At 64.6% G+C, this 25,743-nt stretch carries 25 protein-coding genes and 1 tRNA gene; 10 read left to right on the forward strand and 16 right to left on the reverse strand.

The window, feature by feature from the left end; translation table 11 throughout:
• Positions 1 to 27: 27 nt before the first annotated feature.
• The 3 genes from nusG to VGV41_RS08625 form a co-directional block, all read right to left on the reverse strand.
• A complete protein-coding gene (gene nusG / locus VGV41_RS08615) occupies positions 28 to 591 on the reverse strand; it encodes a transcription termination/antitermination protein NusG (protein ID WP_326863401.1) in 564 nt (187 codons plus the stop codon).
• A gap of 19 nt (positions 592 to 610) precedes the next feature.
• Positions 611 to 805 carry a preprotein translocase subunit SecE gene (secE, locus tag VGV41_RS08620; RefSeq protein WP_326863402.1) on the reverse strand — a complete coding sequence of 65 codons (195 nt, stop codon included), beginning with the start codon at positions 803 to 805 and terminating at the stop codon, positions 611 to 613.
• Between the two features lie 126 nt (positions 806 to 931).
• Positions 932 to 1,007 (reverse strand) — tRNA-Trp (locus tag VGV41_RS08625).
• A gap of 166 nt (positions 1,008 to 1,173) precedes the next feature.
• Here VGV41_RS08625 and VGV41_RS08630 point away from each other — a divergent pair.
• The 4 genes from VGV41_RS08630 to VGV41_RS08645 all read left to right on the forward strand — a co-directional run bounded on the left by VGV41_RS08630 (position 1,174) and on the right by VGV41_RS08645 (position 5,078).
• Entirely contained in the window at positions 1,174 to 1,401 is a 228-nt protein-coding gene (locus tag VGV41_RS08630) for a hypothetical protein (protein WP_326863403.1), read from the forward strand.
• A gap of 42 nt (positions 1,402 to 1,443) precedes the next feature.
• The gene (locus VGV41_RS08635; protein WP_326863404.1) at positions 1,444 to 3,258 is read left to right on the forward strand and encodes an ABC-F family ATP-binding cassette domain-containing protein; all 1,815 of its coding nucleotides are present in this window, start codon (positions 1,444 to 1,446) and stop codon (positions 3,256 to 3,258) included.
• A 153-nt stretch (positions 3,259 to 3,411) separates the two neighbouring features.
• Positions 3,412 to 3,924: a hypothetical protein gene (locus tag VGV41_RS08640; RefSeq protein ID WP_326863405.1), complete on the forward strand. Its 513-nt coding sequence runs from the start codon at positions 3,412 to 3,414 to the stop codon at positions 3,922 to 3,924.
• Between the two features lie 35 nt (positions 3,925 to 3,959).
• Positions 3,960 to 5,078, forward strand: a complete 1,119-nt coding sequence (locus VGV41_RS08645; protein ID WP_326863406.1) for an ABC-type transport auxiliary lipoprotein family protein — start codon at positions 3,960 to 3,962, stop codon at positions 5,076 to 5,078.
• A gap of 215 nt (positions 5,079 to 5,293) precedes the next feature.
• Here VGV41_RS08645 and VGV41_RS08650 read toward each other — a convergent pair whose 3' ends face one another.
• Complete coding sequence (locus VGV41_RS08650; protein ID WP_326863407.1) at positions 5,294 to 6,265, reverse strand: tripartite tricarboxylate transporter substrate binding protein; 972 nt, start codon at positions 6,263 to 6,265, stop codon at positions 5,294 to 5,296.
• A gap of 126 nt (positions 6,266 to 6,391) precedes the next feature.
• Positions 6,392 to 7,381, reverse strand: coding sequence for a D-2-hydroxyacid dehydrogenase family protein (locus tag VGV41_RS08655; RefSeq protein ID WP_326863408.1), 990 nt, complete (start codon positions 7,379 to 7,381; stop codon positions 6,392 to 6,394).
• A 102-nt stretch (positions 7,382 to 7,483) separates the two neighbouring features.
• Here VGV41_RS08655 and VGV41_RS08660 point away from each other — a divergent pair, with 102 nt between their 5' ends.
• Positions 7,484 to 8,662, forward strand: a complete 1,179-nt coding sequence (locus VGV41_RS08660) for a 2-methylaconitate cis-trans isomerase PrpF family protein (RefSeq protein WP_326863409.1) — start codon at positions 7,484 to 7,486, stop codon at positions 8,660 to 8,662.
• A gap of 16 nt (positions 8,663 to 8,678) precedes the next feature.
• Here VGV41_RS08660 and VGV41_RS08665 read toward each other — a convergent pair whose 3' ends face one another.
• The 3 genes from VGV41_RS08665 to VGV41_RS08675 are packed head-to-tail and all read right to left on the reverse strand — an operon-like array spanning position 8,679 to position 10,644.
• The gene (locus tag VGV41_RS08665) at positions 8,679 to 9,932 is read right to left on the reverse strand and encodes an amidohydrolase family protein (protein ID WP_326863410.1); all 1,254 of its coding nucleotides are present in this window, start codon (positions 9,930 to 9,932) and stop codon (positions 8,679 to 8,681) included.
• 27 nt (positions 9,933 to 9,959) lie between these two features.
• On the reverse strand, positions 9,960 to 10,295 hold the full coding sequence (locus VGV41_RS08670) for a hypothetical protein (protein ID WP_326863411.1): 336 nt from the start codon (positions 10,293 to 10,295) through the stop codon (positions 9,960 to 9,962).
• Positions 10,282 to 10,644 carry a Rieske (2Fe-2S) protein gene (locus VGV41_RS08675; protein WP_326863412.1) on the reverse strand — a complete coding sequence of 121 codons (363 nt, stop codon included), beginning with the start codon at positions 10,642 to 10,644 and terminating at the stop codon, positions 10,282 to 10,284. The genes VGV41_RS08670 and VGV41_RS08675 overlap by 14 nt, the downstream gene beginning before the upstream one ends.
• Before the next feature lie 194 nt (positions 10,645 to 10,838).
• Here VGV41_RS08675 and VGV41_RS08680 point away from each other — a divergent pair, with 194 nt between their 5' ends.
• Positions 10,839 to 11,249, forward strand: a complete 411-nt coding sequence (locus VGV41_RS08680) for a MarR family winged helix-turn-helix transcriptional regulator (protein ID WP_326863413.1) — start codon at positions 10,839 to 10,841, stop codon at positions 11,247 to 11,249.
• Positions 11,250 to 11,355: 106 nt separating this feature from the next.
• Positions 11,356 to 12,321: a tripartite tricarboxylate transporter substrate binding protein gene (locus tag VGV41_RS08685; RefSeq protein WP_326863414.1), complete on the forward strand. Its 966-nt coding sequence runs from the start codon at positions 11,356 to 11,358 to the stop codon at positions 12,319 to 12,321.
• A gap of 58 nt (positions 12,322 to 12,379) precedes the next feature.
• Here the strand turns inward: VGV41_RS08685 and VGV41_RS08690 are convergent, their stop codons facing one another.
• The 6 genes from VGV41_RS08690 to VGV41_RS08715 all read right to left on the reverse strand — a co-directional run bounded on the left by VGV41_RS08690 (position 12,380) and on the right by VGV41_RS08715 (position 18,039).
• Complete coding sequence (locus VGV41_RS08690) at positions 12,380 to 14,668, reverse strand: xanthine dehydrogenase family protein molybdopterin-binding subunit (protein ID WP_326863415.1); 2,289 nt, start codon at positions 14,666 to 14,668, stop codon at positions 12,380 to 12,382.
• Positions 14,669 to 14,679: 11 nt separating this feature from the next.
• Complete coding sequence (locus VGV41_RS08695) at positions 14,680 to 15,147, reverse strand: (2Fe-2S)-binding protein (protein WP_326863416.1); 468 nt, start codon at positions 15,145 to 15,147, stop codon at positions 14,680 to 14,682.
• 277 nt (positions 15,148 to 15,424) lie between these two features.
• Complete coding sequence (locus VGV41_RS08700) at positions 15,425 to 15,757, reverse strand: hypothetical protein (RefSeq protein WP_326863417.1); 333 nt, start codon at positions 15,755 to 15,757, stop codon at positions 15,425 to 15,427.
• A gap of 56 nt (positions 15,758 to 15,813) precedes the next feature.
• Positions 15,814 to 16,221, reverse strand: coding sequence for a c-type cytochrome domain-containing protein (locus tag VGV41_RS08705; protein WP_326863418.1), 408 nt, complete (start codon positions 16,219 to 16,221; stop codon positions 15,814 to 15,816).
• Positions 16,222 to 16,365: 144 nt separating this feature from the next.
• The gene (gene ccmI / locus VGV41_RS08710; protein ID WP_326863419.1) at positions 16,366 to 17,769 is read right to left on the reverse strand and encodes a c-type cytochrome biogenesis protein CcmI; all 1,404 of its coding nucleotides are present in this window, start codon (positions 17,767 to 17,769) and stop codon (positions 16,366 to 16,368) included.
• A gap of 108 nt (positions 17,770 to 17,877) precedes the next feature.
• Positions 17,878 to 18,039 (reverse strand): hypothetical protein, encoded by a 162-nt coding sequence (locus VGV41_RS08715; RefSeq protein ID WP_326863420.1) that lies wholly within the window; start codon positions 18,037 to 18,039, stop codon positions 17,878 to 17,880.
• A 398-nt stretch (positions 18,040 to 18,437) separates the two neighbouring features.
• Between VGV41_RS08715 and VGV41_RS08720 the strand changes: the two genes are divergently transcribed.
• Genes VGV41_RS08720 through VGV41_RS08730 form a run of 3 tightly spaced genes read left to right on the forward strand, consistent with a single transcriptional unit; the run spans position 18,438 to position 22,845 of the window.
• Entirely contained in the window at positions 18,438 to 19,676 is a 1,239-nt protein-coding gene (locus VGV41_RS08720) for a DmsE family decaheme c-type cytochrome (protein ID WP_326863421.1), read from the forward strand.
• A 57-nt stretch (positions 19,677 to 19,733) separates the two neighbouring features.
• On the forward strand, positions 19,734 to 22,190 hold the full coding sequence (locus tag VGV41_RS08725; protein ID WP_326863422.1) for an MtrB/PioB family decaheme-associated outer membrane protein: 2,457 nt from the start codon (positions 19,734 to 19,736) through the stop codon (positions 22,188 to 22,190).
• 28 nt (positions 22,191 to 22,218) lie between these two features.
• Positions 22,219 to 22,845, forward strand: a complete 627-nt coding sequence (locus VGV41_RS08730) for a NapC/NirT family cytochrome c (RefSeq protein WP_326863423.1) — start codon at positions 22,219 to 22,221, stop codon at positions 22,843 to 22,845.
• A gap of 3 nt (positions 22,846 to 22,848) precedes the next feature.
• Here VGV41_RS08730 and VGV41_RS08735 read toward each other — a convergent pair whose 3' ends face one another.
• Both VGV41_RS08735 and VGV41_RS08740 read right to left on the reverse strand, forming a co-directional pair.
• On the reverse strand, positions 22,849 to 24,741 hold the full coding sequence (locus VGV41_RS08735) for a thiamine pyrophosphate-dependent enzyme (protein WP_326863424.1): 1,893 nt from the start codon (positions 24,739 to 24,741) through the stop codon (positions 22,849 to 22,851).
• A gap of 13 nt (positions 24,742 to 24,754) precedes the next feature.
• A complete protein-coding gene (locus tag VGV41_RS08740) occupies positions 24,755 to 25,735 on the reverse strand; it encodes a tripartite tricarboxylate transporter substrate-binding protein (protein WP_326863425.1) in 981 nt (326 codons plus the stop codon).
• Positions 25,736 to 25,743 lie beyond the last annotated feature (8 nt).

The following is a 25,743-nucleotide window of genomic DNA, read 5'->3' on the forward strand; positions in this document are numbered from 1 at the left end:
GATGATCCCGCCCGCCTCGCTACACGGTCAGACCTTCTCGACCTGGCCGAATTCCAGTTCCACCGGCGTCGCGCGGCCGAAGATCGACACCGCGACCTTCACGCGCGAGCGGCCCTCGTCGACCTCTTCCACCACACCATTGAACGAGGCGAAGGGGCCGTCGGAGACACGCACGTTCTCGCCGACCTCGAACGAGATCGAGGGCTTGGGACGCTCCACGCCCTCCTGCACCTGCTGCAGGATGCGCTGGGCTTCCGCTTCCGAGATCGGCATCGGCTTGTTGTCGGTGCCGAGGAAGCCGGTGACCTTCGGGGTGTTCTTGATGAGATGGTAGACCTCGTCGGTGAGGTCCATCTTCACCAGCACGTAGCCCGGGAAGAACTTGCGCTCGGCATTGACCTTGCGGCCGCGACGCACCTCGACCACCGTCTCGGTCGGCACCAGCACCTGCTCGAAGTGGTCATCGAGATTGCGCTGCTTGGCTTGCTCGCGAATGGACTCGGCGACCTTCTTCTCGAAGTTCGAGTAGGCGTGCACGATGTACCAGCGTTTCGGCCGGGTCGACGTCGTTGCGGCGGCGGTGTCGCTCATCTCGTAAAACCTTAAATTCTCAGCTTCCGATGCCGAGCACGAAGGTGACGGCGATACGCATGATCTGGTCGGCTACCAGGAAGAACACCGACGCGATCGCCACCATCACGAAAACCATGGCGGTAGTGATCATCGTCTCTTTGCGCGACGGCCACGTCACCTTGCGCGTTTCCTCGCGCACTTCCTGAAGGAACTTAAAGGGAGACGTTGCCATCCAAAGCAGTCCTGTCGCAGCCAAACGTTAACCGAAAGCTTCCCGAGTGTGATCCCGGCCAGGCCGAGCCAGTCGCGCCGGGCTCAGGCGATCAGCCCAAAGCCGGCCTCGTGCCGGATCTCCGCCTGGCAGGAGCGGAGGGTCTCGAACCCCCAACCTTCGGTTTTGGAGACCGACGCTCTACCAATTGAGCTACGCTCCTCCGGAAGCGGATGCGGCGGACCATACAGGGCCCGCCGCGGGGATGTCATGCATGATGCACGTGACGTTTGCAAGGCCCGATGAAGGAGCGATTCAGGCGGTTTTGCCGCCCAACCGGGCTCATATAATGCGTTCCAGGGCCCAAATCACCCCAGGGGGGCTCAAAGATGAAGCTCACGCCCAACAAAGGGACTCTCGGGGTCCGCATCGAGGACATCGCGCTCGTCCGGCCGATCGACGAGGCCGAACCGGCGTGTCCTGCACGGCGGTGGTGGCCAACTTCCGTCGCCGACCTGGTGGGCATGGTGCGTGAGGACATTAAGGCCGTGAAGGCCGGCAAGCGGGTCTTCATCGATGTGCGCATCACACCCGACTATCTCGGCTTCCCCCACTAAACAGGCTTTGACCCGGCGGCGATCCGCCTGTAGCGGATCGCCATGGCCCCTCCTCTCCTGCAGCTCAAGGATATTGCCCTAACCTTCGGCGGCACGCCGTTATTGGCGGGCGCCGAACTCTCCGTCTCGCCCGGCGAACGGGTGTCGCTGGTCGGCCGCAACGGCTCGGGCAAATCGACGTTGCTGAGGATCGCCGCCGGCGCGACCGAGCCAGACCGCGGCACGGTGTTTGTGCAGCCGGGGGCGCTGGTGCGGTATCTGCCGCAGGAGCCCGACTTCTCTGGCTTCACCACCGTCCGCGCTTATGTCGAGGCCGGCCTGCGGCCGACCGACGATCCGCACACGGCGCGCTACCTGCTCGATCAGCTTGCCCTCTCCGGCGACGAGGATCCGGCGCATCTCTCCGGCGGCGAGGCGCGGCGGGCGTCGCTTGCGCGCGTGCTGGCGCCCTCGCCCGACATTTTGCTGCTCGACGAGCCGACGAACCATCTCGACCTGACGACCATCGAGTGGCTGGAGACCGAACTCGGCAATAGCCGCAGCGCCATGGTCATCATCAGCCACGACCGCCGCTTCCTCTCCAATCTCACGCGTTCGACGGTGTGGCTGGACCGCGGCGTCACGCGGCGGATCGAGCGCGGCTTTGCCCATTTCGAGGAATGGCGCGACATGCTGCTGGCCGAGGAAGAGCGCGAGCAGCACAAGCTCGACCGCAAGATCGTCGCCGAAGAGCACTGGATGCGCTACGGCGTCACTGCGCGGCGCAAGCGCAACATGCGTCGCGTCGGCGAACTTGCCGCGCTGCGCGAGCGGCGCCGAAGCCATCGCGGCGCCGCAGGCAACGCCGCCATCACCACCGCCAGCGCCGCGCCCTCCGGCGTGCTGGTGATCGAAGCGGACACGATCGCCAAATCCTATGGCGATCGCCCGATCGTTTCGGATTTTTCGATCCGCATTCAGCGCGGCGACCGTATCGGTGTTGTCGGGCCCAACGGCGCCGGCAAGACGACTTTGATCGGCCTGCTCACCGGCGCGCTGGCGCCGGATAGCGGCACCGTGCGGCTCGGCGCCAATCTGCAGGTCGCGACGCTGACCCAGCACCGCGACAGCCTCGACCCCGAAACCACCGTCGCCGACGCCCTCACCGGCGGCGCCGGCGACACCGTCATGGTCAACAACACACCCAAACACGTCGTCGGCTACATGCGCGACTTCCTGTTCGCACCCGAACAAGCACGTACACCCCTGTCGAAGCTCTCCGGCGGCGAACGCGGCCGGCTGATGCTGGCGCAGGTGATGGCCAAGCCGTCGAACCTGCTGGTGCTCGACGAGCCGACCAACGATCTCGACATGGAAACGCTCGACGTGCTCGAGGACGTGCTCGCCGACTATCCCGGCACCGTGCTGCTCATCAGCCACGATCGCGACTTCCTCGACCGGCTGGTGAGCGGCGTCATCGCGCCGGAAGGCGGCGGCCGCTGGATCGAGTATGCCGGCGGCTATTCCGACATGCTGGCGCAGCGCGGTGCCGACCTCCGGCGCGAAGCCCGTCCTGCCGCGGCGCCCAAGGCCGAGAAGTCGACAGCCGCGACGCCGGCGCCGGCGACACGGAAGCGCCTGAGCTTCAAGGACAAGCATGCGCTGCAAACGCTGCCCGGCACGATCGCCAAACTGCAACACGAAGCGGCCGCGCTTCAAGTTCGTCTGAATGATCCGGATCTCTACGTAAAGGACCGCGCAGCCTTTGAAAAAACGACCGCGGCCCTCGGTGATATCCAGCAGAAAATCGCGGCGGCCGAGGAGAATTGGCTGGCGCTGGAGATCCAGCGAGAGGAACTCGAAGGCTCTGCGGGCTGACCGTCCGATACTAGGGGAAACACCTTTCTTGATTCCGTCATGGGTCCCGCGCATCCTGCCATGGAACCTGAACCGCCCCGTTCGCGGTTAAGGCGGGCACCCTTCGCTCGCGTCACCATGAACAAGAACGGGATATTGCCCTTGCAGCGCCCCATGACCCGATTTGCATCGTTCTCGACTGCCGCATTGCTCGGCGGCTCCCTTTTCGCTCTCGGCTTTGGCGCGCTGCCGCGCCCCGCGCAGGCCGCGAGCGGCCCGTTCGCGGCGCTCGTGGGCTCCTGGGGCGGCACCGGCAGCATCCAGCCAGGCAACGGCACCACCGAACGCATCCGCTGCAACGCGAACTATCGGCAGCGCGGCTCGACCGGCCACGAAGTCGATGTTGATCTGCGTTGCGCCAGCGACAGCTACAATTTCGACCTGACCGGCCAGTTCACGGCCGACGCCGGCAATCACATCAGCGGTCAGTGGACCGAACGCACGCGCAACATCGGCGGCAACGCCATCGGCACTGCGGGCGGCGATCAGATCACCGTGCACGTCGAGAGTGGAGCCTTTGCCGCTAATCTCTCGCTGGTGACGCGCGGCCGTCGCCAGAACGTCACCATCGACTCGCCTGGCGGCGGGAAACCGGTAAAGGCGGCGATCGCGCTCAGCCGTCGCTGACCGCGCCGAGGCCGGAGGCCTCACAAGGGGGCCTTATGGAATACCGCGCCCGCTACGTTCTGATCGGCGCCTTCGCACTGGCCTGCCTGCTGGCCGCCTTCGGCTTCGTCTACTGGATCAAGAACACCGGCGGCCTTGGCCAACGCGCCATTTATGACCTGCGCTTCGAAACGTCGGTGTCGGGGCTCAACCTCGGCGCCAACGTGCTGTTCAACGGCGTGCGCGTCGGCGCCGTGACCGCGGTCAACCTGGATCCCGCGTTCCCCAAGCGCGTGACGGCGACCATCTCCGTCGATCCGGGAACGCCAATCCGCGCCGATACCAAGGTCGACGTCTCCTTCCAGGGGCTGACCGGCGCGACGACGATCTCGCTCAGGGGCGGCGCGCCCGACGCGCCGAAAGTGACGAGTGAAAACGGCAAGCCGCCCGTGCTCGTCGCCGGCGCCGACGTCGGCCGCAACCTGACGGAATCCGCGCAAGCCACCCTGCACCGCCTCGACACGATCCTCGATCAGAACGCCAAGCCGCTGAACACGGCGATCGGCGGCATTTCCGAATTCGCCGATATGCTGGGCAAGAATTCGAAGCGGATCGAAGGTCTGCTCGGCGGTCTGGAAAACCTGACCGGCACGGGCGCGCCGAAGAAGGGCCCGGCGATCTACGATCTGACGGCCGTTACGGACTTCCCCTCCACGACGCCGCTTAAGGCGCAAGTGGCGGTGCCCGACCCCAACGCCATCATCCTGTTTGACAGCCAGAAGATTCTGCTGCGCGGCGCGAACGGCACCTATTCGAGCGTCGATAACGCGCAGTGGGCCGACAATCTGCCCAAGCTGGTGCAAGCGCGCATCGTGCAGAGCTTCGAGAATGCGCACCAACTCGGCGAGGTCAGCCGCCCGCTTGAGCAGGTCGCCGCGGAATACCGGCTCGAACTCGGTATCCGCAGCTTTTACCTGGAGCCGCAGCCCTCACCCAAAGCTGTCGTCGAAATCACCGCGCGGCTCGTCAGCGACAAGGGCGTCGCGGGCGCGCAGCTGTTTTCGGCCACGGCGGCGGCCAAAAGCACCGACGCGGCCGATGCCGTCGCGGCGCTTAACGCCGCCTTCAACGACGTGGCAAAGCAGGTCGTGAGCTGGACGCTGACGACCCTGTAGCGCGCGTCTCGCTTAGAAACCACCGTCCAAAAATGAGCCGAGTTCACGCGCCGCGCGCAAGCGGACGGCGACGTTCCGCCGCTACAGTGCGTTTCGGGGGACAACGCTGAACAACGTAGCGCGAGCGCCTTGCCAACGGGCGCTCCACTCCCGGGACAAACCTGGGCCGCCCCGTTGGGGCGGCCCTTTTATCGTCAAACCAGCGGCACCTGCGGTCAGTCGACCTTGGCGCCGGAGAACTTCACCACCTTCGCCCACTTGGCATTTTCTTCGTGGATGAACTTGGAGAACTCTTGCGGTGACCCGGGCATCGGCACACCGCCCAATTCGATCAGCTTGGCCTTGAACTTCGCGTCGGCCAGTCCGGCATTCATCGCCTTGTTCAACGTCGTGACTACATCCTTTGGCGTCTTCTGCGGCACACCAAGGCCGAACCAGGCCGTGCCCTCGTAGCCCGGCACGGATTCACCGATGGTCGGCACGTTCGGCAACACGGCCTGCCGCTCCTTCGAAGTCACCGCCAGCGCGCGCAACTGTCCGTTTTTGATGAAGCCGAGCGAGGACGGCAACGGATTGAACGTGACCTGCACCTGCCCGCTGACGAGATCGGGGAATTGGCTGGTACGATACGGCACGTGCACGAGCTTCACACCGGTCATCATATTGAACAGTTCGCCCAGCACGTGATTGATACTGCCGACGCCCGGCGATGACATGTTGATCTTGCCGGGATTGGCCTTGGCGTAGGCAATGAACTCGGGGACGGTCTTCGCCGGAACCTTGGGATTGACCATCATCACCGTCGGCACCGTGATGACGCCGGCTACGGGCTCGATGTCCCGGTCAAAATTGAATGGCAGATGCTTGTACAGCGTCGAATTGATCGAATTGGTCTGCGTCACCCAAAGGATCGTGTAGCCGTCGGCCGGCGCGTGCACCACGGTTTCGGCGGCGATATTGGTGCCAGCGCCCGGCTTGTTCTCGACCACGAACTGCTGATGGAAGTAGTCGGTCAGCCACTGCGCGACCAGACGCGCCATAATGTCGGACGACGTGCCGGGCGGGAAGCCGACGTCGATTTTGCCGGGCCGCGACGGATATGTCTCCGCCCAAGCAAGTTGCGGCAGTCCGGGCAGAATCGCGGCGCCGGAAGCCAGACGAATAAAGGTACGACGAGAAAAAGCCATGAGCATCACCTCCCCTATTGCATATGCGGCAGGCCTGTGTCGGACCGTTTAGGGCCCCCGGGCTCTCAGGCCCATGGCTTGCCGCGCCATGGACGGTACGAATTTTTCTGACGGCGCGAAAGCCTTCTAGCTCCGCAGGTTGGCCGACACGAGCACCTCGGGGTTGACGACGTTGATCGGATGACCGTCGGCCCATGCGACGATCTGACCGAAGATGTCGATGAAGTGCACCTCGAACTGCTCGCGCGAAACGTAGCCTATGTGCGGCGTGCACACGACGTTCGACATGTTGAGCAGCGGATGCCTCGTGTCGGTAAACGGCTCTTCCTCGAATACATCGATGGCGGCCATGCCGGGCCGGCCGGCTTTGAGTGCATCGACCAGCGCAGCCGGCGCGATCAATCCGGCGCGGCTGGTGTTGACGATCAGCGCCGTCGGCTTCATCCGCGCCAGATCAGTTCGCGTCACGATGCCGCGCGTGGCGTCGACGAGACGCATGTGCAGACTAATCACGTCAGCGTCTGCAAAGAACGCCTCCTTGCTTGCCGCCGTGGCGAAGCCGTCCGCCCGCGCCCGCTCCAGCGACGACGGCCGCGCCCAGATCAGAACCTCCATGCCGAAGGCGCGGCCGTAGTCGGCCACCGCGCGGCCGATGCGGCCGTAGCCGAAGATGCCGAGCGTCTTCCCGCGTAGCGTCGAACCGACGCCGCACTGCCAACGCCCCGCACGCAGCGAGGCCATCTGCTGCGGGATCTGGCGCATGGCGGCGAGGATCAATCCCCAGGTGAGCTCGGCGGTCGCCACCGACGGCACCTCCGGATGCTGGCTCGACGACACGACGATGCCGAGCGCGGTACACGTGGCAACGTCGATATGCGGATAGACGCTGCGCTGGCTGATCAGCTTGAGTTTCGGCAGGCGCTCGAGCAGCGCCTTGCGGATCTGGGTGCGCTCGCGGATGAGGACCAACGCGTCGGTGTCCTCGAGCCGCTCGGCGAGGACCTCAACGTCATCGGTGTGGTCGTTCCATATCTCGACGTCACGCCCCGCCACCTTGGCGAAGGACGGCAGCGTTCGCACGGTGTCGTGGTAGTCGTCGAGAACCGAAATCTTCATCGAACGACCCTGCTCCGTTTCAGTGAATCGTGCACCGGGAAGCGCCGGACACGGGCAACGCGGCCGTGTATATAGAAGTGCGAGACAATCGACGAGGATCGCATGGGCCAGACCTTCATTCCGGCGGTGTTCTATCGCGGCGGCACCAGCAAGGGCGTCTTCTTTCACGCCCGCGACCTGCCGGCCGAGCGCGAGGCCTGCGATCCGATCCTGCTCGCCGCGCTCGGCAGTCCCGACCCCTACGGGCGGCAGCTCAATGGCATGGGCGGCGGCATCTCATCGTTGTCGAAAGCGGTGATTATCGGACCGCCGACGCGGCCCGACGCCGACGTCGACTACACCTTCATCCAACTCGCGGTGGACGAGGTGGTCGCCGACTGGACCAACAATTGCGGCAACCTGTCGTCGGCGGTCGGCCATTTTGCCGTGGACGAAGGGCTCATTCGCGCGCGCGACGGCGAAACACTGGTGCGCATCCATCAGACGAATACGAAGAAGATCATCCACTCGCGTTTCCTGGTGGCGAACGGCAAGGCGGAAACGGACGGCGACTTCGTCATCGCCGGGGTCGCCGGCACCGGGGCGCGCATCCGCCTCGATTTTCTGTCGCCCGACGGGGCCGTCACCGGCAGGCTGCTGCCGACCGGCAACAGTGTCGATATGGTCGATCTCGGCGGCGACGGCCACTTCGAGATCTCGATCGTCGATGCCACCTCGCCGATCGCCTATGTCGATGCGGCAAGCCTCGGCCTCATCGGCAGCGAGTCGCCGGATCAGATCGAGGCGCAACCGAAAGTGATGGACACCCTGGAGAAGCTGCGCCGCTGCGCGGGCGTCATGATGGGCCTGGCATCGCGGCCCGATCAGGTCGGGCTGCAAACGCCGCGCATGGCCATGGTCGCCAAGCCCGCCGCCTTCGCCAGCCTCGACGGACAGGCATACAAGGCCGAGGATTTCGACATCGGCACGCGCATGATGTCGATGCAGCGTGCGCACCGCGCTATTCCCGGCACCGGCGGCCTCAACCTCGGCGTTGCGACGCAAGTGCCCGGCACGATTCCGAACCGGCTGTCGCGGCCGGCGAATGCGGCGGGCGAGGTGCGCGTCGCCAATCCCTCCGGGCTGGTGTCGGTCGGGGCCGTGGTGCGGCAGGCCGGTAATGAATGGACCGCGGACAGCGCCGTGCTCTTCCGCACGGCGCGCCGTCTGATGCAGGGTGAGATCGCGGTGCCGACGAACGCCGTGGCGCACTCGGAGACGAAGCTGCGCCGTTACGGTTGAAGGCGAAGGCGGTTGGTCAGGCCGTCGCCGCCACTCCGCCCTTCGCGCCGCGGAGCTCCTGCTTCCAGTCGGCATAGACCGGCTTGAGATTGAACAGCCGCTGCGCATTGCCGCCGAGGATGTTGCGCTTGGCCGTCTCGCTCAGGAACGGCAGGTCGTAGATCGTGCTCGGCAGGTCCATGTCCCAATGCGGATAGTCGGACGAATAGAGCAGCTGCGTCTCGGCATTGATCATCTGGAAGGTGACTTCCAGCGCCGCCCTGTTGTCCACCATCTCCATCGGCTGCGAGGTGAAGAACATCTCGCGCATGTAGTCGCTCGGCTTCTTCTTCAGCTCCGGGCAGTCCGACGGTCGCATCATGTACTCGTTATCGAGACGCTGCATCAGGAACGGCACCCAAGCGAGCCCGCTCTCGATCCAGACCGTCTTCAGGCCCGGGAAACGCTCCGGCATGCCGTTGGTCACCCAGTTGGTGAGGTGCAGCATGTTGTGCCAGGCGAAGCCGAGCGCGTGCACGCCGATGAAGCGATTGGTCAGCCGCAGACTCTGGTCGCCCCAGCTGAAGACCGCGTGGAAGCCGAGCGGCAGCTTGCGCTCCTGCATCGCCGAATAGACCGGCGCATAGGCGTTGTCGTAGACGCCCTTGTAATGCGTCGCGGTCACCATGAAGCCGACGCAGCCAGGATGATCGCCAAACTCCTCGACCACCTTCAGGCAGGCCGCCGGATCGTTGAACGGTAGATAGAGCATCGACTTGATGCGCGGGTCCTTGTCGAGCACCGTTTCGCAGAGCCAGCGGTTATAGGCGAAGGCCAGCGCAACTTCGAGCTCGACGCGCGGACAGACCGCGAGATTAAGCATCGGCGTCGGAAACATGACGGCGATGTCGACGCCCATCGGATCCATCCAGCGGTGCATCAGCGTGATATCGCGATGCGGCTCCGGCGGCACCTTCTCCTTGCGCCGATTCGGATACCGCGTGATGCGGCCCGCGAGTTCCTGATAGGAGCCGTCGACCGAAGTGATGCCGCCGCGCGCCATGCCCTGGAAGAGAGCCTCGTGCCGCATCACCGGATCGGAGATGTACTTCGCGATCTCGTTGAAGGCGTCGGTTTCATAATGATGCGAGTCGACATCGACGATCAGGAAGTCCTCGTACTTGCGCACGAGCGCCTGCTCCTTGGCATGCGCCAACAGCACGCGGGTATCGAACTCCTCATTGGCGAGGTCACGGTATTTCACATCGCCGGGCTTCATATGCGTATTCATCGCGATCGCTCCTCGCACCGCAAAATCTTATTGTGTATCCCTGTCGAGCTTGCCGAGACCCGACATATTCTGCCAGGCGCCGAGCTCGAACGACGACAGACCGACGCTGTCCATCAGCGCGGTACAGCAGATCGCCACGTCCGTGATGGCGATGCCGCTGTTGCGCGCGAACGGCCGCGGCGTCGGCCCCGCCTGCGCCTTGGCCGCGAACACGCGGATGAGGCTGCCGAAGATCTGACCGAGGGCCTCGTCCGGCACGCGCTCGAGCGTGCGCTCGTCGACCGCCTCCGCCATACGCCCCGCCAGTTCGCCGGCGAGCGAGGTGAAGCTCGCTTCTGCCAGAGAGGACTCAGACGACGACATAGACGGCCCCGTCCCGCTGCACGACGTCGAAGCGCTGCAGCTTGATATTGGGGTCACAGACATTGCTGCCGTCCGCAAGATGGAATTCGTAACCGTGCCAGGGACAGACGATGTGCATGTCGTCCTCGTCGAAGGTCTGCCCGAGGAAGATGCCGTTCTCAATCACCGAGCGCACGCCCGGCATGCGCAAGCCCTCGCAGGCCGGGCCGCCCTGATGCGGGCAGAGATTGCGATAGGCGAAATACTTGTCCGCCCGACGGATGACGCCGATCTCCAGCCGCCCTGCATTCACGATTCGCACGGCGCCATCGGCGATCTCGCCCTGCGCGCAGACCAAAACTTCCGGCATATCGACCCGCACCTCTTTGCCACGATGGCGCAAACTGTATGGCCCCATACGACTTGCGTCAAGCGGTACGGGGCCATACACTCGCGTCAACGACGGCACGAAACGGATTCCCTGTGAGCACAATCAGCAGCAAAGCTGCGGCGCGCGATCTGAGGTCTTTCGCGAACGACGACGCACCCGAGGTCGGTCTCGGTATGCTGCTGCGCAACGCCGACAACGCGTTCAATCGCGTGCTGCGCCATAAGCTCGCGGCGCATCGCGTCAGTTTTAGCGAATTCCAGCACCTGCGGCAGCTGTGGGACGAAGAAGGGCTGACACAGGTCGAGTTGTCGCGGCGCATCGGGATCGAGCGCGCCTCGTCGACGGCGGTCATCGTTTCACTCTTGCGCAAAAAGCTGATCCGGCGTTCGGCCGACCCTTCCGACAAGCGCAAGGTGCTCGTCTATCCGACCGCGCGCGGCGCGGCGCTGCGGGACCGCCTATGGCCCTGCGCCATCGACACGAACACGATCGCCTATGCCGGTCTGAACCAGGAGGACCGCCGCACCTTGTTCCGATTGCTGCACCGGGTTACCGCAAATCTGAATACCGTTTTGGACGAGTGAGCAATGCGCTGCTGTCGCGGCGCGTGCGTCCGTCTGTAACCGCCGCTCACATTCAAACAGAGGCCGCGATCGAATACGACGACGGCCCGCCACAGGGAGAACTCAGATGAAGCGACTATTGTTCGCCGTATTGGCGCTTGCCGGCGCGCTCGCCTGTCCAGCCGCATCCGCGCAAAACTGGCCGGAGCGCCCGGTCCATTTCGTCGTCCCCTACGCGCCCGGCGGCAATGCGGACGTGGTCATCCGCATTATCGCCCAGTCGCTGCAACAGAAGCTGCATCAGTCCTTCATCATCGACAACAAAGGCGGCGCCGGCGGCGTCATCGGCGCGCTCGCCGTCGCGCATGCCGCGCCGGATGGCTACACCTTCCTCTTCTCCGCGAACGGACCGATTTTGTTCGCATCGGACCTGGTGAAAGAGCATCCGTACGCCTGGAACAAGGACTTCGAGACGGTGGCGACGGTTTCGTTCACGCCGCTTGTCGTGGTGGTCAACAACAAGTCAGCCGACAAGACTTTCAAGGACTTCATCGCTCACGCCAAGACGGCGGACGGCAAGATGATCTCGGCGCAAGGCGGCATCGGCAGCAGCAACGATCTGCTCAGCGAATACATGAAGCGGCAGCTGAATCTGAAGTGGACGACGGTCCAGTATCGCGGCACGACGCCGGCGGTGAATGATCTGATCGGCGGGCACGCCGATTTCACGATTGACCAGGTCAACAGCGCGTCGCCCTTCGTCAAGGCCGGCACCCTCCGCGCGCTGGCCGTCAGCAGCGACAAGCGCTCGCCGGTGCTGCCGGACGTGCCGACGATGGCGGAGCTCGGCTACCCAAAGCTCGTCGCTTCGACATTCACCGCCATGATGGCGCCGGCCGGAACGCCAAAAACGATTGTGGCAAAACTCAACGCCGGTCTCGCCGAGGCCGTGCGCGAGCCCAACGTGCGTCAGCGCATCGAGGCGCTCGGCTCGGAGATCAACGTCATGTCGCCGGAGAAGTCCGCCGCTTTCCTGGCGGAAGAGTCGGCGAAATGGACGCCGATCGTGCGCGAGTTGGCAGCGCACCAGTAGCTGCCAAAGCGGAAGCGGCAGCGCAAAAGCGCTGCCGCTCGCCGTCAATATGCTCAGCCTAGATCGCCTGTGTCAGTGCCGCCTTCACCTGCTCCGGCGTCAACGGCACGCGGCGGATGCGCACGCCCGTTGCATCGAAGACTGCGTTGGCGATCGCCGCCGCGATCGGCCGGCTCGACGGTTCGCCGGCGCCGGACGGCGCGATCTCCGGATGGTTGACCAGCACGACATCGATCTCACCCGGCGTCTCGGTGATGTCGAGGATTGGATAGGTCACCCAGTCGACGCTGGTCACCGTCTTGCGGTCGAAGGCCACCTGCTCGAGCAGCGTGCGGCTGATCCCCTGCACGATGTTGCCTTCGATGCACTTCACCAATCCGTCCGGATTAATGATCTGCCCGCAGTCGTGCGCCACCGTCATCTTGCGCGCCCAGATCCTGCCGCTGCTGCGCTCGACCTCCACTTCGGCGATGATGGCGACGCGCGTCCCGCTCCGCTGTGCGTAGGCGATGCCGCGCCCGGACAGTTTGTTGCCGGTCTGACCGCGCCGCGGCGACGGGCGGGTGTCCCATTTCGCCCGCTCCGCCGCCGCTTTGATCACGGCGATGTCGCGCGCATCAGTGAGATGGCGCAGGCGGAATTCGATCGGGTCGGCGTTGGCGGCGGCGGCCACCTCGTCGATGAACGACTCGCTGGCGAAGTGAATCTGCGGTCCGACCGGGTCGCGCAGATGCGAGGTGCGCAGCGGCGAGGCGCGGTCGAGCAGCGGCGGGATGGTCTCCCACGCGAGCCGCTTGTTCTCGACTGCATAGGATTCCGCCGGCGTGCCGAAGCCGTCGCCCGACTTCAGCGCGACGCCCGTCGTCTGTCCGGCCAGGGTGTCCCACGGCTTGCTGCCGTTGGTGTTCACGTCGACACGGGAGAAGCCTTTGCTCAGGAAATCGTAGGCGATCATTTTTCCTGAGGCGTCGAGCGCCGCGCGCGCCCTGTGCGTCGAGGCCGGCCCTTTCGGGTCCCAGCCCGTGCCTTGGTCGCGCATGTACTGCACGCGGACCGGACGTCCAACGGCTTTCGCCAGCACCGCCGCGTCCATGGCGGCGTCGTCGGCATCGTTGCGACCGTAGGAGCCCGGCCCGGGGGTCCAGATCACGCGCACGGCATCGACCGGCACGTTCAGGGTGGCCGCGAGCCCCTGCTGCACGAAGTGCGATTTCTGCGTGCCGCTCCAGCAGGTAACCTTGCCGTCCTTGATCTCGACCAGCGCGCAGGCCGGCCCCATGCTGGCATGTGACTGGAACGGCCACTCGTAATCCGCCTCGATGATCTTGGCGGCCTTGGCGAAGGCGGCATCCACGTCGCCGTTGTGCTTCTCGACCTCGCGCTTGCGCGCCGGGGTCATGCGGATGTGATCGTAGAGCTTGGCCTGCTCCGGGAAAGCCGGCTGTGGCTGCGACCATTCCACCTTCAGCGCGCGGGAGGCCTTGATCGCATCCCATTCCTTCTCGGCGACGACGGCGAGGAAGCCCTTGTCCCAGACGACCTTCGCGCCGGCGATGTCCTTGATCGAAGCCTCGTCCACCTTCACCGGCACCGCGCCGGCGACGCTCGGGCGCACCATTCGCGCGTGCATCATGCCCGCCACCTTGATGTCGGTGACGAAGTCGGCCTGAGCGAACACTTTCGGCGCGACGTCCTCGCGCTTGATGGGCTGACCGACAATCTTGTAGGCGCTCGGGCTCTTCGGCTTGGCCTTGCCCGGCGCATAGAGTGGGTTGCCGTACTTCTTGTTCCAGTCGAGCGTGACGTTGAAGTAGCGGCCGCCGATGAGTTCGGCGTAGCTGACACGCTTTCCGTCGCCGCCATGCACCACGCCGTCACTAACGGAGAGCTTGTCGGCCGGCAGCGACAGGTGTGCCGCCGCCATCTCCACCAGCACGCGGCGCGCTTCCGCGGCCGCGGCGCGCAACTGCTTGCCGCCGAGCTGGATGCCGGTGGAGCCGGAGGCACCGCCCTGGTTCACCGAGGTGCCGGTATCGCCCATCACCACGGTGACGCTCTTGAACGGCACGTCGAGCTCTTCCGCCACCATCTGACCGATGGCGACGTGCAGGCCGTGCCCCATGTCCATCTTGCCGAAATAGGCGCTGACGTGGCCGTCGGCGCCGACGGCGATGTAGGACGAGAGCTGATCGGGCGTCAGCGGTGGCTTCGCCCCCTGCGCCTGCGCTGCGTCGATCGCCATGAGCGTGTCGAGCGGCAGCGCCGCACCGATGGAGACCACGAGTGCGCCGCCGCCGAGCAGGACGGAGCGTCGGGAGAAAACGTTGCGGTGTTCGTGCTTGGTCATGACGCCCTCCCTCAACCCATCATCGTGGCGGCGCGCTTGACCGCTTTGAGGATACTGACGTGCGTCCCGCACCTGCACTTGAGGCCGGACAGCGCATCCTTGATCTCGGCCTCTGTGGGCTTTTTCTTGTCACGCAGGAAGGCGGCGGCGGTCATGATCCAGCCGTTGATACAGTAGCCGCATTGCGGCACCTGCTCTTCCACATACGCCGTCTGCAGAGGGTGCGGCTTCTCCGGCGTGCCGAGCCCGGCGAGAGTGGTGACCTTCGCATCGCCGACCGCCGACAGCGGCGTCACGCAGGATCGCGTCGCCTGACCGTCGAGATGCACCGTGCAGGCGCCACACTGCGCCAGGCCACAACCGAAATGCGGATTGTTCAGCCCAAGCTCGTCGCGCAAGGCGTAGAGCAGCGGCATGTCCGGATCGGCGTCGATCTTATGACTGACCCCGTTCACATTGAGGGTAAAACTTTGATTCATGGCGTGTCGCTCCCTGGCCTGCCGCGACAGGCGGCGGATGCCGCCGCCCTCGCCGGTCTTGTTGAGGCGTCGTTCGCCGACGCTCTTCTCCGAAGGCTAGGCAAGAACGGGAAGCTTGGGAATGGCGAAAAGAAAATGTGATCGGTTATCCCGGGCCAACGGAGCGGAACCGGGCGAAAAGCTGTGAAACTGACCTGCCCTGCAACGCGGCGGCAGTCGATATTGCACGACCTCAAACACCGCCAGCCCGCGATCGCGCGACCGCATTAAGGCCGCATCAGCGCTCGTCGCCCCGGCCTCTGAGGGGACTCATCGGGCCTTTCGGCTCGCGCAACAAGCCTTCCGGCGTCCAGTGGTCGGCGGCCGGAGACGACGGGCCAGCCGTCGGGATGGACCCGGCAAAGCGGACCACAGGATGTCCGCTCGCCCAATATTCGAGCCACACCTCGATCATCACGGTGCAGAAAAACAGCAGCGGACCTGCGATGGTGCACAGCGCGGCGGCGACGAAGACCGGCCCGGCGGCGCCGCTCGGAAAGATCAGGCTGGAAATGGCGAAGCCGACGGCACCGGCGACGGTCAGGAATGCGGCGAACCGGTAGATCAACATCGAACGTCTCCTCGTCGCGTTCTGTCCGCGCCTGTGCCTTAGCCGGGACCGTAGCTTCAGTTGTCCTTCGCGCCCTGCCGGATCCAGGTACGGATCGCGTCGCGGTCGCAGCTCGACAGTTGCTTCTTGCCGTGCGGCATGCGGATCGCGGGCGCGACGCGCCAGTCGAGCAGCATCATCAGGTTGCTGCTTTCCGGATCGCCCGGGATCACCATGCGGCCGAACTTGGTGCCCTTCATCAGCCCGGCATAGTTGGACAGATCGAGCCCGCTCTTCTGCACGCCCTCGCCGGTGCCTTCGTGGCACCCGGAGCAGCGCCATTTCAGCAGCGGCTGGATGTCCCCCTTAAAGCTCACCTGCTCTTCCGCCGCGCAGACCTGCGCCGACTTGAGCACGCCATCGGCCACCACGCCCCCGACGCCGAGGAGGACGGTGCCGGCGCAAATGAAAAGATAGCGGTTCATATCAATCTCCTATTCCTGGTCTCATCGCCGACGCCGCCGATGAACATGGAAATCACCCGGCGACACGGAAAGTCTGCGTCCGTCGTCCCTTGAGCGGCTTGAGATACATCAACATGCGCCGCTCAAAGCCGCTGCTGCCGCCGGTCAGCGGTGCAATCCATCCTCGAGGTTGAAGCGCCTGATCGAATCATCGAATTGGACAAGCTTGTCGGGATCGCCCGCCAAGGCTTGGCGCGCGTCGCGGATAGCGCCTGCGGCCTTGTCCTTCTGGCCGAGCGTCACATAGGAGCGCGTGAGCATCAGCCAGCCCTCGGGGTCGGAGCCCGTCTGCTTCAGCCGCGCGGCCAGGCGCGCGACCATGTCGGCCACGTCGTGCTGCGGCATGGTGGCCTGCGCTGCGGGCGGCGTTGCAGCCGAGGTGGCCGGCGGGGCTTCCGGCCCGTCGCCCTTGAGCGCGGACTCCAGTTTGGTGAGCTTGTCCGGATCGGCGGCGAGTGCCCGGCGCGCGTCGGCGGCGGCTGCGCGCGCCTGCTCCGGCTCCCCAAGCACCGAATACGAGCGCACGAGCCGCGCCCAGCCGTCCGGATCGGAGCCATCCTGCTTCAGCCGGGCGGCGAGCCGCGCCACCATGCTGCGAATCATGGCCTGCTGATCGGTCGGCGGCTCTTTGGCGGCGGCGAGCATCTGCGCCGGCGTCGGCCCGGGCAACGACTTCGCCGGCTGGCCGTCCAGGCGGGCGATGGCATCGCGTACCTGCGCCACCCAATGCGCACCCGGCGGCGCATCGGCGACAAGGCTGCGGAAGATCTGTGCCGCCTCGTCGCGGCGGCCGTCCTGTTCCGCCGCGAGCGCAAGATAATAGCGCCCGCTCACTGATTTCGGATCGATCGCCGTGGCGCGCACGAAAGCGCTTTTGGCGTCGGCAGTAACGACGCCGTTCGCCTCGGCCACCAGCGCTTCGCCGAGATTGGCGAGCCGGTCGCCATTCTCACCCGACAACTGGATGACGTTGCGCCAGGCGTTGGCCGCGTCGCCGTAGCGGCCGACCCGCATGTAGACCGGCGCCAGCACCTCCCACGCGCGGGCATCCCGCGGATTCTGCGTCAGGTAGTTTTCGGCTCGCGCAACCAGTTGCTCGACAGAGTCGCCTGCCGCAACGGCGGACGCCCGCGCCGGCGTGGAGGCTTCGAAGGCCATGCTCGGCGTGCCGAGGCGCAGGTAAAGAGCGCTGGCGCCAAGCGTTATCGCCGTGAGCGAGGCGGCGAACACCATGTGCCGCCGCCACCGCGGCGCGTCGGGCGCTTTCTCGATCCTCTTACCCTGGTCGGCCGCCGCGAGCATCCGCCGCGATACTTCGATGCGCGCGGCCTCGGCTTCGGCGGGACCGATCAGACCCAGCACCCGATCACGCCCAATCTCGTCGAGTTGGTCGCGATAGACGACGACATCGCTGCCGGAGCGGTGCGCGTCGTGCTTCCGCCATAACGGCCAGACGATACCGATGGCGGCGAGCGCCGTCATCACTGCGAAGGCGAACCATAACGTCATTGTCGCACCAGCACGCCGGCAAGGGCCTCTTGCGAAAGCGCGATGCATTTCGGCGTTGGGGACCAACGTCGGAATGCATCACCTTCATTTGTACGCAAACGCAAAACCCTACTTCTTGAGCTTGAATCCGTTCGCCTTGAACTTCTCGCCGAACGCCTTGAGCTTGCCGCCACCCGCCGGGCTCACGTGGCACTGGCCGCACGGCAGACCGGTTTGCGCTGCGAATTCCGGCTTGGCCTGGGCGGCGGTCGGAATTGCGATCTGAGCCATCCCAAACAGTAAGCTCGCGACTCCGATCGCAACGCCGACGCGCTCGCCCAACGTTTTGGACGAAGCGCGAGACCTATATAACATTGTTTTCATGTAGCTCTCCTTCGAGTCGTTGATCGGATTGCATCGCAAAAAAACGAACATCGAACGTCGCTATTGAGTGCGCGCAGACAACGAATGGCAACTTCAAAATTGGTTGCCCACGCATGCAGCAAGCACAAGACAAGACTTTAAAGTTTTTGATCTTGGTCAAGGCGCGATGTCAAATCTACATGCTCGGCCATGTTCTTTGATAAGCGTCAACGAATCCCGGGTTTCCGAAGTGGTTCAACATAACAATCCGCTTGATCGGACTTTTGCAATTACCGACACTCCGATCTTGGTAAGGGGTGGCTGTAATGTCGGCAGTCATGGGCGAAGGCTCTGCGCAGTCCGTGCAGAAGCCGGGCGGACGCGTCGAGTGCAACCGCGTAGCCGCGCGAGTCCTGGTGGCGGCCTGCACGCTCGGCAGCCTGTTGCTTTTCTTCGGCCTATCACGTGCGTCCGCGGCGAGCGCGATCACCGATCCGGTTGCCAATCTCCAAGCCTACATGAAAGCCGTCGTTGCCGCCCCCGGCGACCGGGCGGATGGCAGCCTCACGGCGCTGCGTGACTTTGTTCGCGATATCGGCGCGCCACAATCCGTACTAGCGCCGACGATCAAGCTTGCCGAGGCCGACAACGCCGTCGACGCCTTGCGCGAGTTCTTCAGCGGCCACAAGGACGCGCCGACAACGCCGGAGCAGGCAACTGCGCCGGCCGCCAAGCCGGTCCGCGCCTCCAAACCGACGGTCGAAGCCAGTTACGTCGGCACCAAGGTCTGTCTCGGCTGTCACACGAGCCAAGCCGAAGGCTTCGGCCATACGCTGATGGGCCGCCTGATGAAGCAGGGCAAGATCCAGTGCGAAACCTGCCACGGCCCCGGTTCCGAGCACGCACGCCTTGGCGGCGGCCGCGGCGTTGGCGGCATTATCTCCTTCCGCAAGGACGACCCCTCGCGCGCCGCAGCGGAGAACAACACGATCTGCCTCGGCTGCCACGAACGCGGCGAGCGCACCTACTGGAGCGGCAGCGTGCACGAGACCCGCGGGCTCGCCTGCACGGACTGCCACACGGTCATGAAGACGGTCTCGCGCAAATTCCAGCTGAAGACCGCGTTCGAGCCCGACACATGCTTCCAGTGCCACAAGGACCGGCGCGCGCAGATGGCGCGCTCCTCGCATATGCCGCTGGGCGAAGGCAAGATCGTCTGCTCCGATTGTCATAATCCGCACGGTTCTTTCACCGAGGGCCTGCTGCGGACGGCCTCGATCAACGACACCTGTTACAAGTGTCACGCCGAGAAGCGCGGCCCCTTCCTGTTCGAACACCTGCCCGTTCGGGAAAATTGCCTGAACTGCCACGACCCGCATGGCTCCGTGAACGAGTTCATGCTGAAGGTCTCGCGCCCGCGCCTGTGCACCGAGTGCCACACCTTCGGGCACGGCGGCAACGTAACAGGACCTCTCGTCCCGCAGGCGATGAGCCGCTCCTGCCAGAACTGTCATACCGAAGTACACGGCACCAACAGTCCGTCGGGAGCGCTGCTGCATCGCTAGCGGGCGCGTGCGGGTGATTGAAGCTTGTGAAGTTGTGCTGCCCGGGGGGCGCAGGACATGAAACGACGAGTGCTATTTTCGACGGCGGCTGCGGCGCTCACCGCAGCGGCTGCATATATGACCCCCGCTGCGGCGCAGTCCGCGGAAACTGCTTCCGTTGCGGACACCTGGTGGGCATTCCACGGCAACGTCGAAGCCGGTGGCCGCTTCTTCCTCAACAATCCTGGCAAGGACGGCGTCGCCAGCCAGGGCCAGACGAGCCTCGGCAAGTACTACGAATACAGCGACATCCGCCCCGGCCCATTCACCGACGGCTGGCTGAACTTCGGCACCAAGGATGGACTCTGGAACGTCGACTTCTGGGCCGACAATGTCGGCTACAACGACCAGCGCTTCGAAGTAAACGGATCGAAGGCCGGAGAATACTACGTCGGCGTCGGTTGGGATCAGACGCCACACATCTACAGCACCAACGCGCAGACCCTCTACAACGGCGTCGGCACGACGACGCTGACGCTGCCCGCCGGGCTGTCCAATACACTGTTCAAGGATGCCGGATGTACGCGCGTCGCGGGCAAACCGCCGACCGGGTGCACAAACGCGACCCTCCCCGGCGCCAACGCCACCGCCGTCCAGCGGGACATCACCAATAATCTGCACACGACGGATATCGGCATCCGGCGCGACACCGCGACGGTCGACTTCCGCTGGACGCCGACGACGGCCTGGGACATCCACGTCGACTATTCGAACATGCATCGCTGGGGCACGCAGGTCGAAGGCGTCGTTTTCTCACCGGGAGCGACAGGCGTCACCGCGCAGGTCCCCAAACCGGTGGACGACACGACCCAGAACTTCGGCATCAACGGCGAGTATCAGGGCACAGCGCCTTGGGGAAAGCTGTTCACAGTCAAGCTCGGCTACGCCGGTTCGGTCTATCAGGACGCCAGCAGTTCCTACAGCGTCGAGAACCCGTTCTGCGGCACCGGATCGGGTCCGGGCGAATGCGCTCGCGGCGGCACCACCGCGAGCAACGGGTCGCCGTCGAGTCCTTTCGCCACCATGGGGCTGTGGCCCGACAATCAGGCGCACGGCTTCACCTCGACGCTGGGCGCGGACCTGCCGGCCAAGAGCCGCTACATGGGCACCCTCGCCTATACGATGATGCGGCAGAATGAGAGCTTTATCCCGTTCACCAGCGCGGCGACCGTCTACAACGGCGGTACCGCCACGCCCTATGCCTCCATGGGCGCGCCCCCTACTCTGCCGGCATCGAGCCTCAACGGCCAGATCAACACCTTCCTCTCGAACAACGTGGTGACGACGCAGATCACGCCCGAGTTCAAATCGAAGTTCAGCTACCGTTATTATGACTTCGACAATCAGACGCCAGAATTGCTATTTCCGGACTGGGTCGTCACCGACACCAAGCTCGCGTCGTCGACCAGCGCATCCTACACCAAGGTGCACAGCCTTTCGGTTTCCTACACGAAACAGAATGGTGGCGCCGACCTCGATTGGCGGCCTTCGCGCGAATGGAACCTGGGCGTCGGCTACGGCTACGAGCGCTATAACTGGACCCGCGCCGACGCCGACGTCACCAACGAACATACCGGTAAGGCGTTCGTCGATTGGAAGCCATGGATATGGCTGGCGACGCGCGCAAGTTGGTCATATTCCGATCGCATGTATGACAACTATAATTCCACCGCTAACAGCATCTTCCAATGGGCCAGCACAACCTGCGCCGCCGCCAACTGCAACACGATTTCGTCCACGGCGATGCGTCAGTTCTATCTGGATAATCGTGCGCGGAGTAAAGGTCAGTTCTCGGTCGCCATCGACGTCATTCGCGGCCTTACAGTCACTCCGACGTTTGGCTATCAGGTCGACGACTATTCGATCAGCGCGACGGAGCTCGGCCTCAGCCGCTCGCAAGCCGTCCGGGCAGGCATCGAACTCGCCTACGCGGTTAACCCGTCGACGACGTTCCTGCTGTCCTACATGAACGAGCAGTACCAGCAAAACTTGAAATACACTTCCGTCACCGGCACCGCCGCTCTGACACCCGCAAACACGTTCCACACGGATGTCATTGATCGAGTGAATACCTTCATGGGCGGCGTCAATTGGAGAGCAATTCCCGACAAGCTCGATATGAAGCTCAGCTACACCATGTCGCTGTCAAAGAGCAGCGGGCCGCAGTACTCGGACAGCGGCGCGCAACCCAGTCCGCAGTATCCTGATATCAAAGGGCAATGGCAGCGGCTGGAGGCGCAGGCGAAATATACGTTCGATAAAGACGCGGTGCGGGTCTTCGGCATCAAAGGCACCGCCTACGCCAAGCTGCGCTACGTGTGGGAGCGCAACAGCGTCGACAATTTCGACCAGGACATCATGCAGGCCTACATGAATTCGGTTGTCGGCAGCACCGGCTTCATGACCTGGATGGCCTACGACAACCCCAACTACAACGCCCACCTGATCGGCGCCTCGCTCGGGGTGAAGTGGTAGGACGGCCTGCCCAGCACAGGACACTGCCATGGCCAAAGAAGGTAAGTTGACGCCGCTGATGGCATGGCTCGCGCGCGCCTGGACGTTCTTCTGGCGCCCGAGCTCGCGCGTATCGCTCGGCGCTCTGTTGATCGCCGGCGGCATCGGCGGCGTCATCTTCTGGGGCGGCTTCAACTGGGCGATGGAGTCGACCAACACGCTCGAATTCTGCACCGGCTGTCACGAGATGCGCGACACGGTGTACCAGGAGTACAAGCAGTCCATTCACTACAAGAATCCAAAAGGCGTGCGGGCGATCTGCTCCGACTGCCACGTGCCGCACCAATGGATTTTCAAGCTCCAGCGCAAGATCCAGGCGAGCAACGAGCTTTTGCATAAGATGCTCGGCACCGTCGGCACGCCGGAGAAGTTCGAGGCGCATCGGCTCGAGCTCGCGCAGCACGTCTGGTACACAATGAAGGCGACGAACTCGCGCGAATGCCGCAATTGCCACAGCGAAGACGCGTTCGATATCCACAAGATGTCGGACGCGGCGCAGAAGGGCATGATGCCGGGTCTGAAAGCCGGCCTGACCTGCATCGACTGCCACAAGGGCATCGCGCACCACCTGCCGAAGATGCCCGACGAGGATGACGACGAGAAGAAGAAGGACTAGCGATCAGAGGTCCTGCCGGACCCACTCCGCCTGCACGCCCTCGCACCAGTTGCCGACGTTCCACTGACCCCAGGCGCCGAGCCCGGCGCGCTCGTCCGGCCCGGCGTAGACCGGCACATGCACGACCGAGAGGCCATCATGCGCATGCGCCTCGTCCAGCGCCTGGCGCAGCGCCGCCGCGTTGTAGCCGCCATGCAGCGCGCGCACGCCTTCCACCGCCGCGGCGAGTTGCAGGTAATCGACAGCAACGCCGTCATTGGTACGGAAATCCGCGTTGTATTGCGCCAATTGCAGGCCGGTGATGGCTGCCATGCGGCGGTTGTCGAAGATAACGATCATGCCGCGCACGCCATGCTCGACCGCATCGACGAGGATCTGCGGGTTCATCATGAACGAGCCGTCGCCGGTGAAGGCGATGCTGTAGCGCGGCACGGCGGCGTGGCCGCCGGCCAACAGGCCGCTGACGGCGAAGCCCATGTAGGAGGCCCCCGACTCCGTATAGGTGTCGCCGGTCCGGTCATCCTCGACGATCTGGAAGCCGTTCGCCTGCACGTCGCCGGCGTCGAACAGCTTTGCCGCGCCGATCTGCCTGGCGAAGTCGGCGACGACCTTGATCGCCGCCGGTTGCGTCAACACCGGCCGCTGCCAGACCTCGTCTTGCAGAGGCGGGCAGTCGAAGCGCTGCTGCTTGAACGCCTGCCATTCCATCTTCTTGCCGGCGCAGGCGGCGAGCCACGCGGCTTTGCCATCCGCGGCGCGCGACGCCGCAACGCGCTCCGCGAGCCGCGCGCAGATAATACCGATGTCGCCGGACAGCGCCAAAGTGTTGTTGTAATGCAGCGCATCGGCGAAATCGCCGTTGATGTTGATGACCGCGCGCGCCTTCTTGTAGCCGATGCCGGAGCAGTCGGCCTGGCACACCGCGCGCGACCCGATGACGATCAGCAGCTCCGCCTCGCCCATCGCGTAGTTGCCGCTGATCGAGCCCTTGGAGCCGCCGACGTGCATGTTCTGCGGATGTGCGTCAGGTAAGACGCCGGTCGATCCCGGCGACAGGACGACCGCCGCACCGGACGCTTCCGCCAGCCGCCGCACTGCCGCGTCATGGCCGCGTGTGCCGCCGCCCGCCTTGATTGCCACGCGCGCCGCGCCGCCGATCAGTTCCGCCGCCCGCGCGAGCTCGAGGTCGCCGGCGGGCGCCAGTTTCGGCAGTTGCGGTTGCTCCGGCAAGGCAGAAAGGTTCACGGTGACCCGCGCCGGCTGCGTGTTGAGCGGCAGCAGCAGATAGAACGGACCCGCGCGATAGGGATGATTGACGCAGAGCGCGCCGCGCCGCAGCGCATCGCGCAGGCCCTCCGGCGTGTGCAGCACATAGGACTGGCCGAGCACTGCAGTTATGCGGCCAAACAGCCCCTGCTCCTCCTTCGGCACCTGCTGCATATTGTAGCCTTCGCCGTACGTCGTTTCGTCGCCGTAGATGTGATAGACACCAACGCCGTTGGAAGCCGCCGCCAGCGAACCGGCAAAGGCCTGCAGCGCTCCGGGACCGATCGAGGTCACCACCGCGCTGAGTTCACCGTACTGCCAGCGCAGTGCCGTCGCAGCATGCGCCATCTCCACCTCGTTGCGGCAGTTGAGCGTGCGGGTGACGCCCTCCTCTTCGTAGACGCGCAGCACATTGCCGAGTTCGGTCGAGCCGTGTCCAAAAATGGCAAAGTATTTGCTCACCCCCTGCTTGAGCAGTCCCAGGACCAGAGCCTCCGCCAAAGTGGCATCCACCAGCTTCGGCAATGCTCCGACCTCAATCGCACGCACGAGCGAACCTGCGCCCGCAACAATGCGGGCGCGCTCGCGCATGGCACGCGTCGGCTCGTTCTCGTGCGCGGGACTGAGCATCGCCTTCCTCGTCTTACTTCGCGGCCATGGCCGACTTCAGGATCGGGTTCCAGCGGGCAATGTCGGTCTTGAGCACTTTCGCCAGCGGGCCCGGTCCGCGATTGGCCTTCGGCGGCACGGTACCGCCGAGATCGATCATGCGCTTCTGCAGCGCCGGATCGTCGAGCGCCTTGTCGAGCGCAGCGGAGAGCTTGTCGACGATCGGCTTCGGGGTGCCTTTCGGGGCGAAGACCGCGCTCCAGATATTGATGGCAAAGTCAGGGTCGCCGACTTCCTTCGCCGACGGCACGTTCGGGATCGCCGGCGAGCGGGCATCGCCCGAGACGGCGAAGGCCTTGATCGAGCCGCCGAGGATCGCGCCCTTCACGCTCACCACCTGCTCACAGAAGAAGTCGACGTGCCCGCCGATGACGTCATTGAGCGCCGGTCCGGTGCCGCGATAGCCGATTAGTTGCGGATGCAGGCCGAGATGCGAGGTGAACAGCAGGCAGGCCATATGGGACGACGAGCCGATGCCGCCATGTGCCTGCTTCACGGCATTGCCATGCTTCTTCAGGTAATCCACGAACTCGGCGAAGTTGTTCGCCGGAAAGTCCTTGCGCGCGACGATCGCCGCCGGCGCGTGCAGCGCCAGGCCGATCGGTTCGAAATCCTTGGTCGAGTCATATTTGAGGTGTGGATAGAGCGCCGGCGCAGAGACGTGCGATCCCATGCTCGCGCCCAGCAAGGTGTAGCCGTCGGGCGCAGCCTCGGCGACGCGCGCGGTGCCGATGGTGCCGCCGGCGCCACCGACGTTCTCGATGATGATGGTCTGCTTGAGCACTTTGCTCATGCCGTCGGCGATGATGCGGGCGACGACGTCGCTCGGCCCGCCCGCCGGGTAAGGCACGATCATCGTGATCGTGCGGCTCGGATAGCCGTCGGCGCGGGCGACGCCGCACAAGGCCGCTACAGCCGCGATCACAACGAGTGCGCTTTTGATTCTTCCGATCATTGTTTCCT

It is taken from the genome of Pseudolabrys sp. (assembly GCF_035943735.1).
In the GTDB taxonomy this organism is placed as follows: Bacteria; Pseudomonadota; Alphaproteobacteria; order Rhizobiales; family Xanthobacteraceae; genus Pseudolabrys.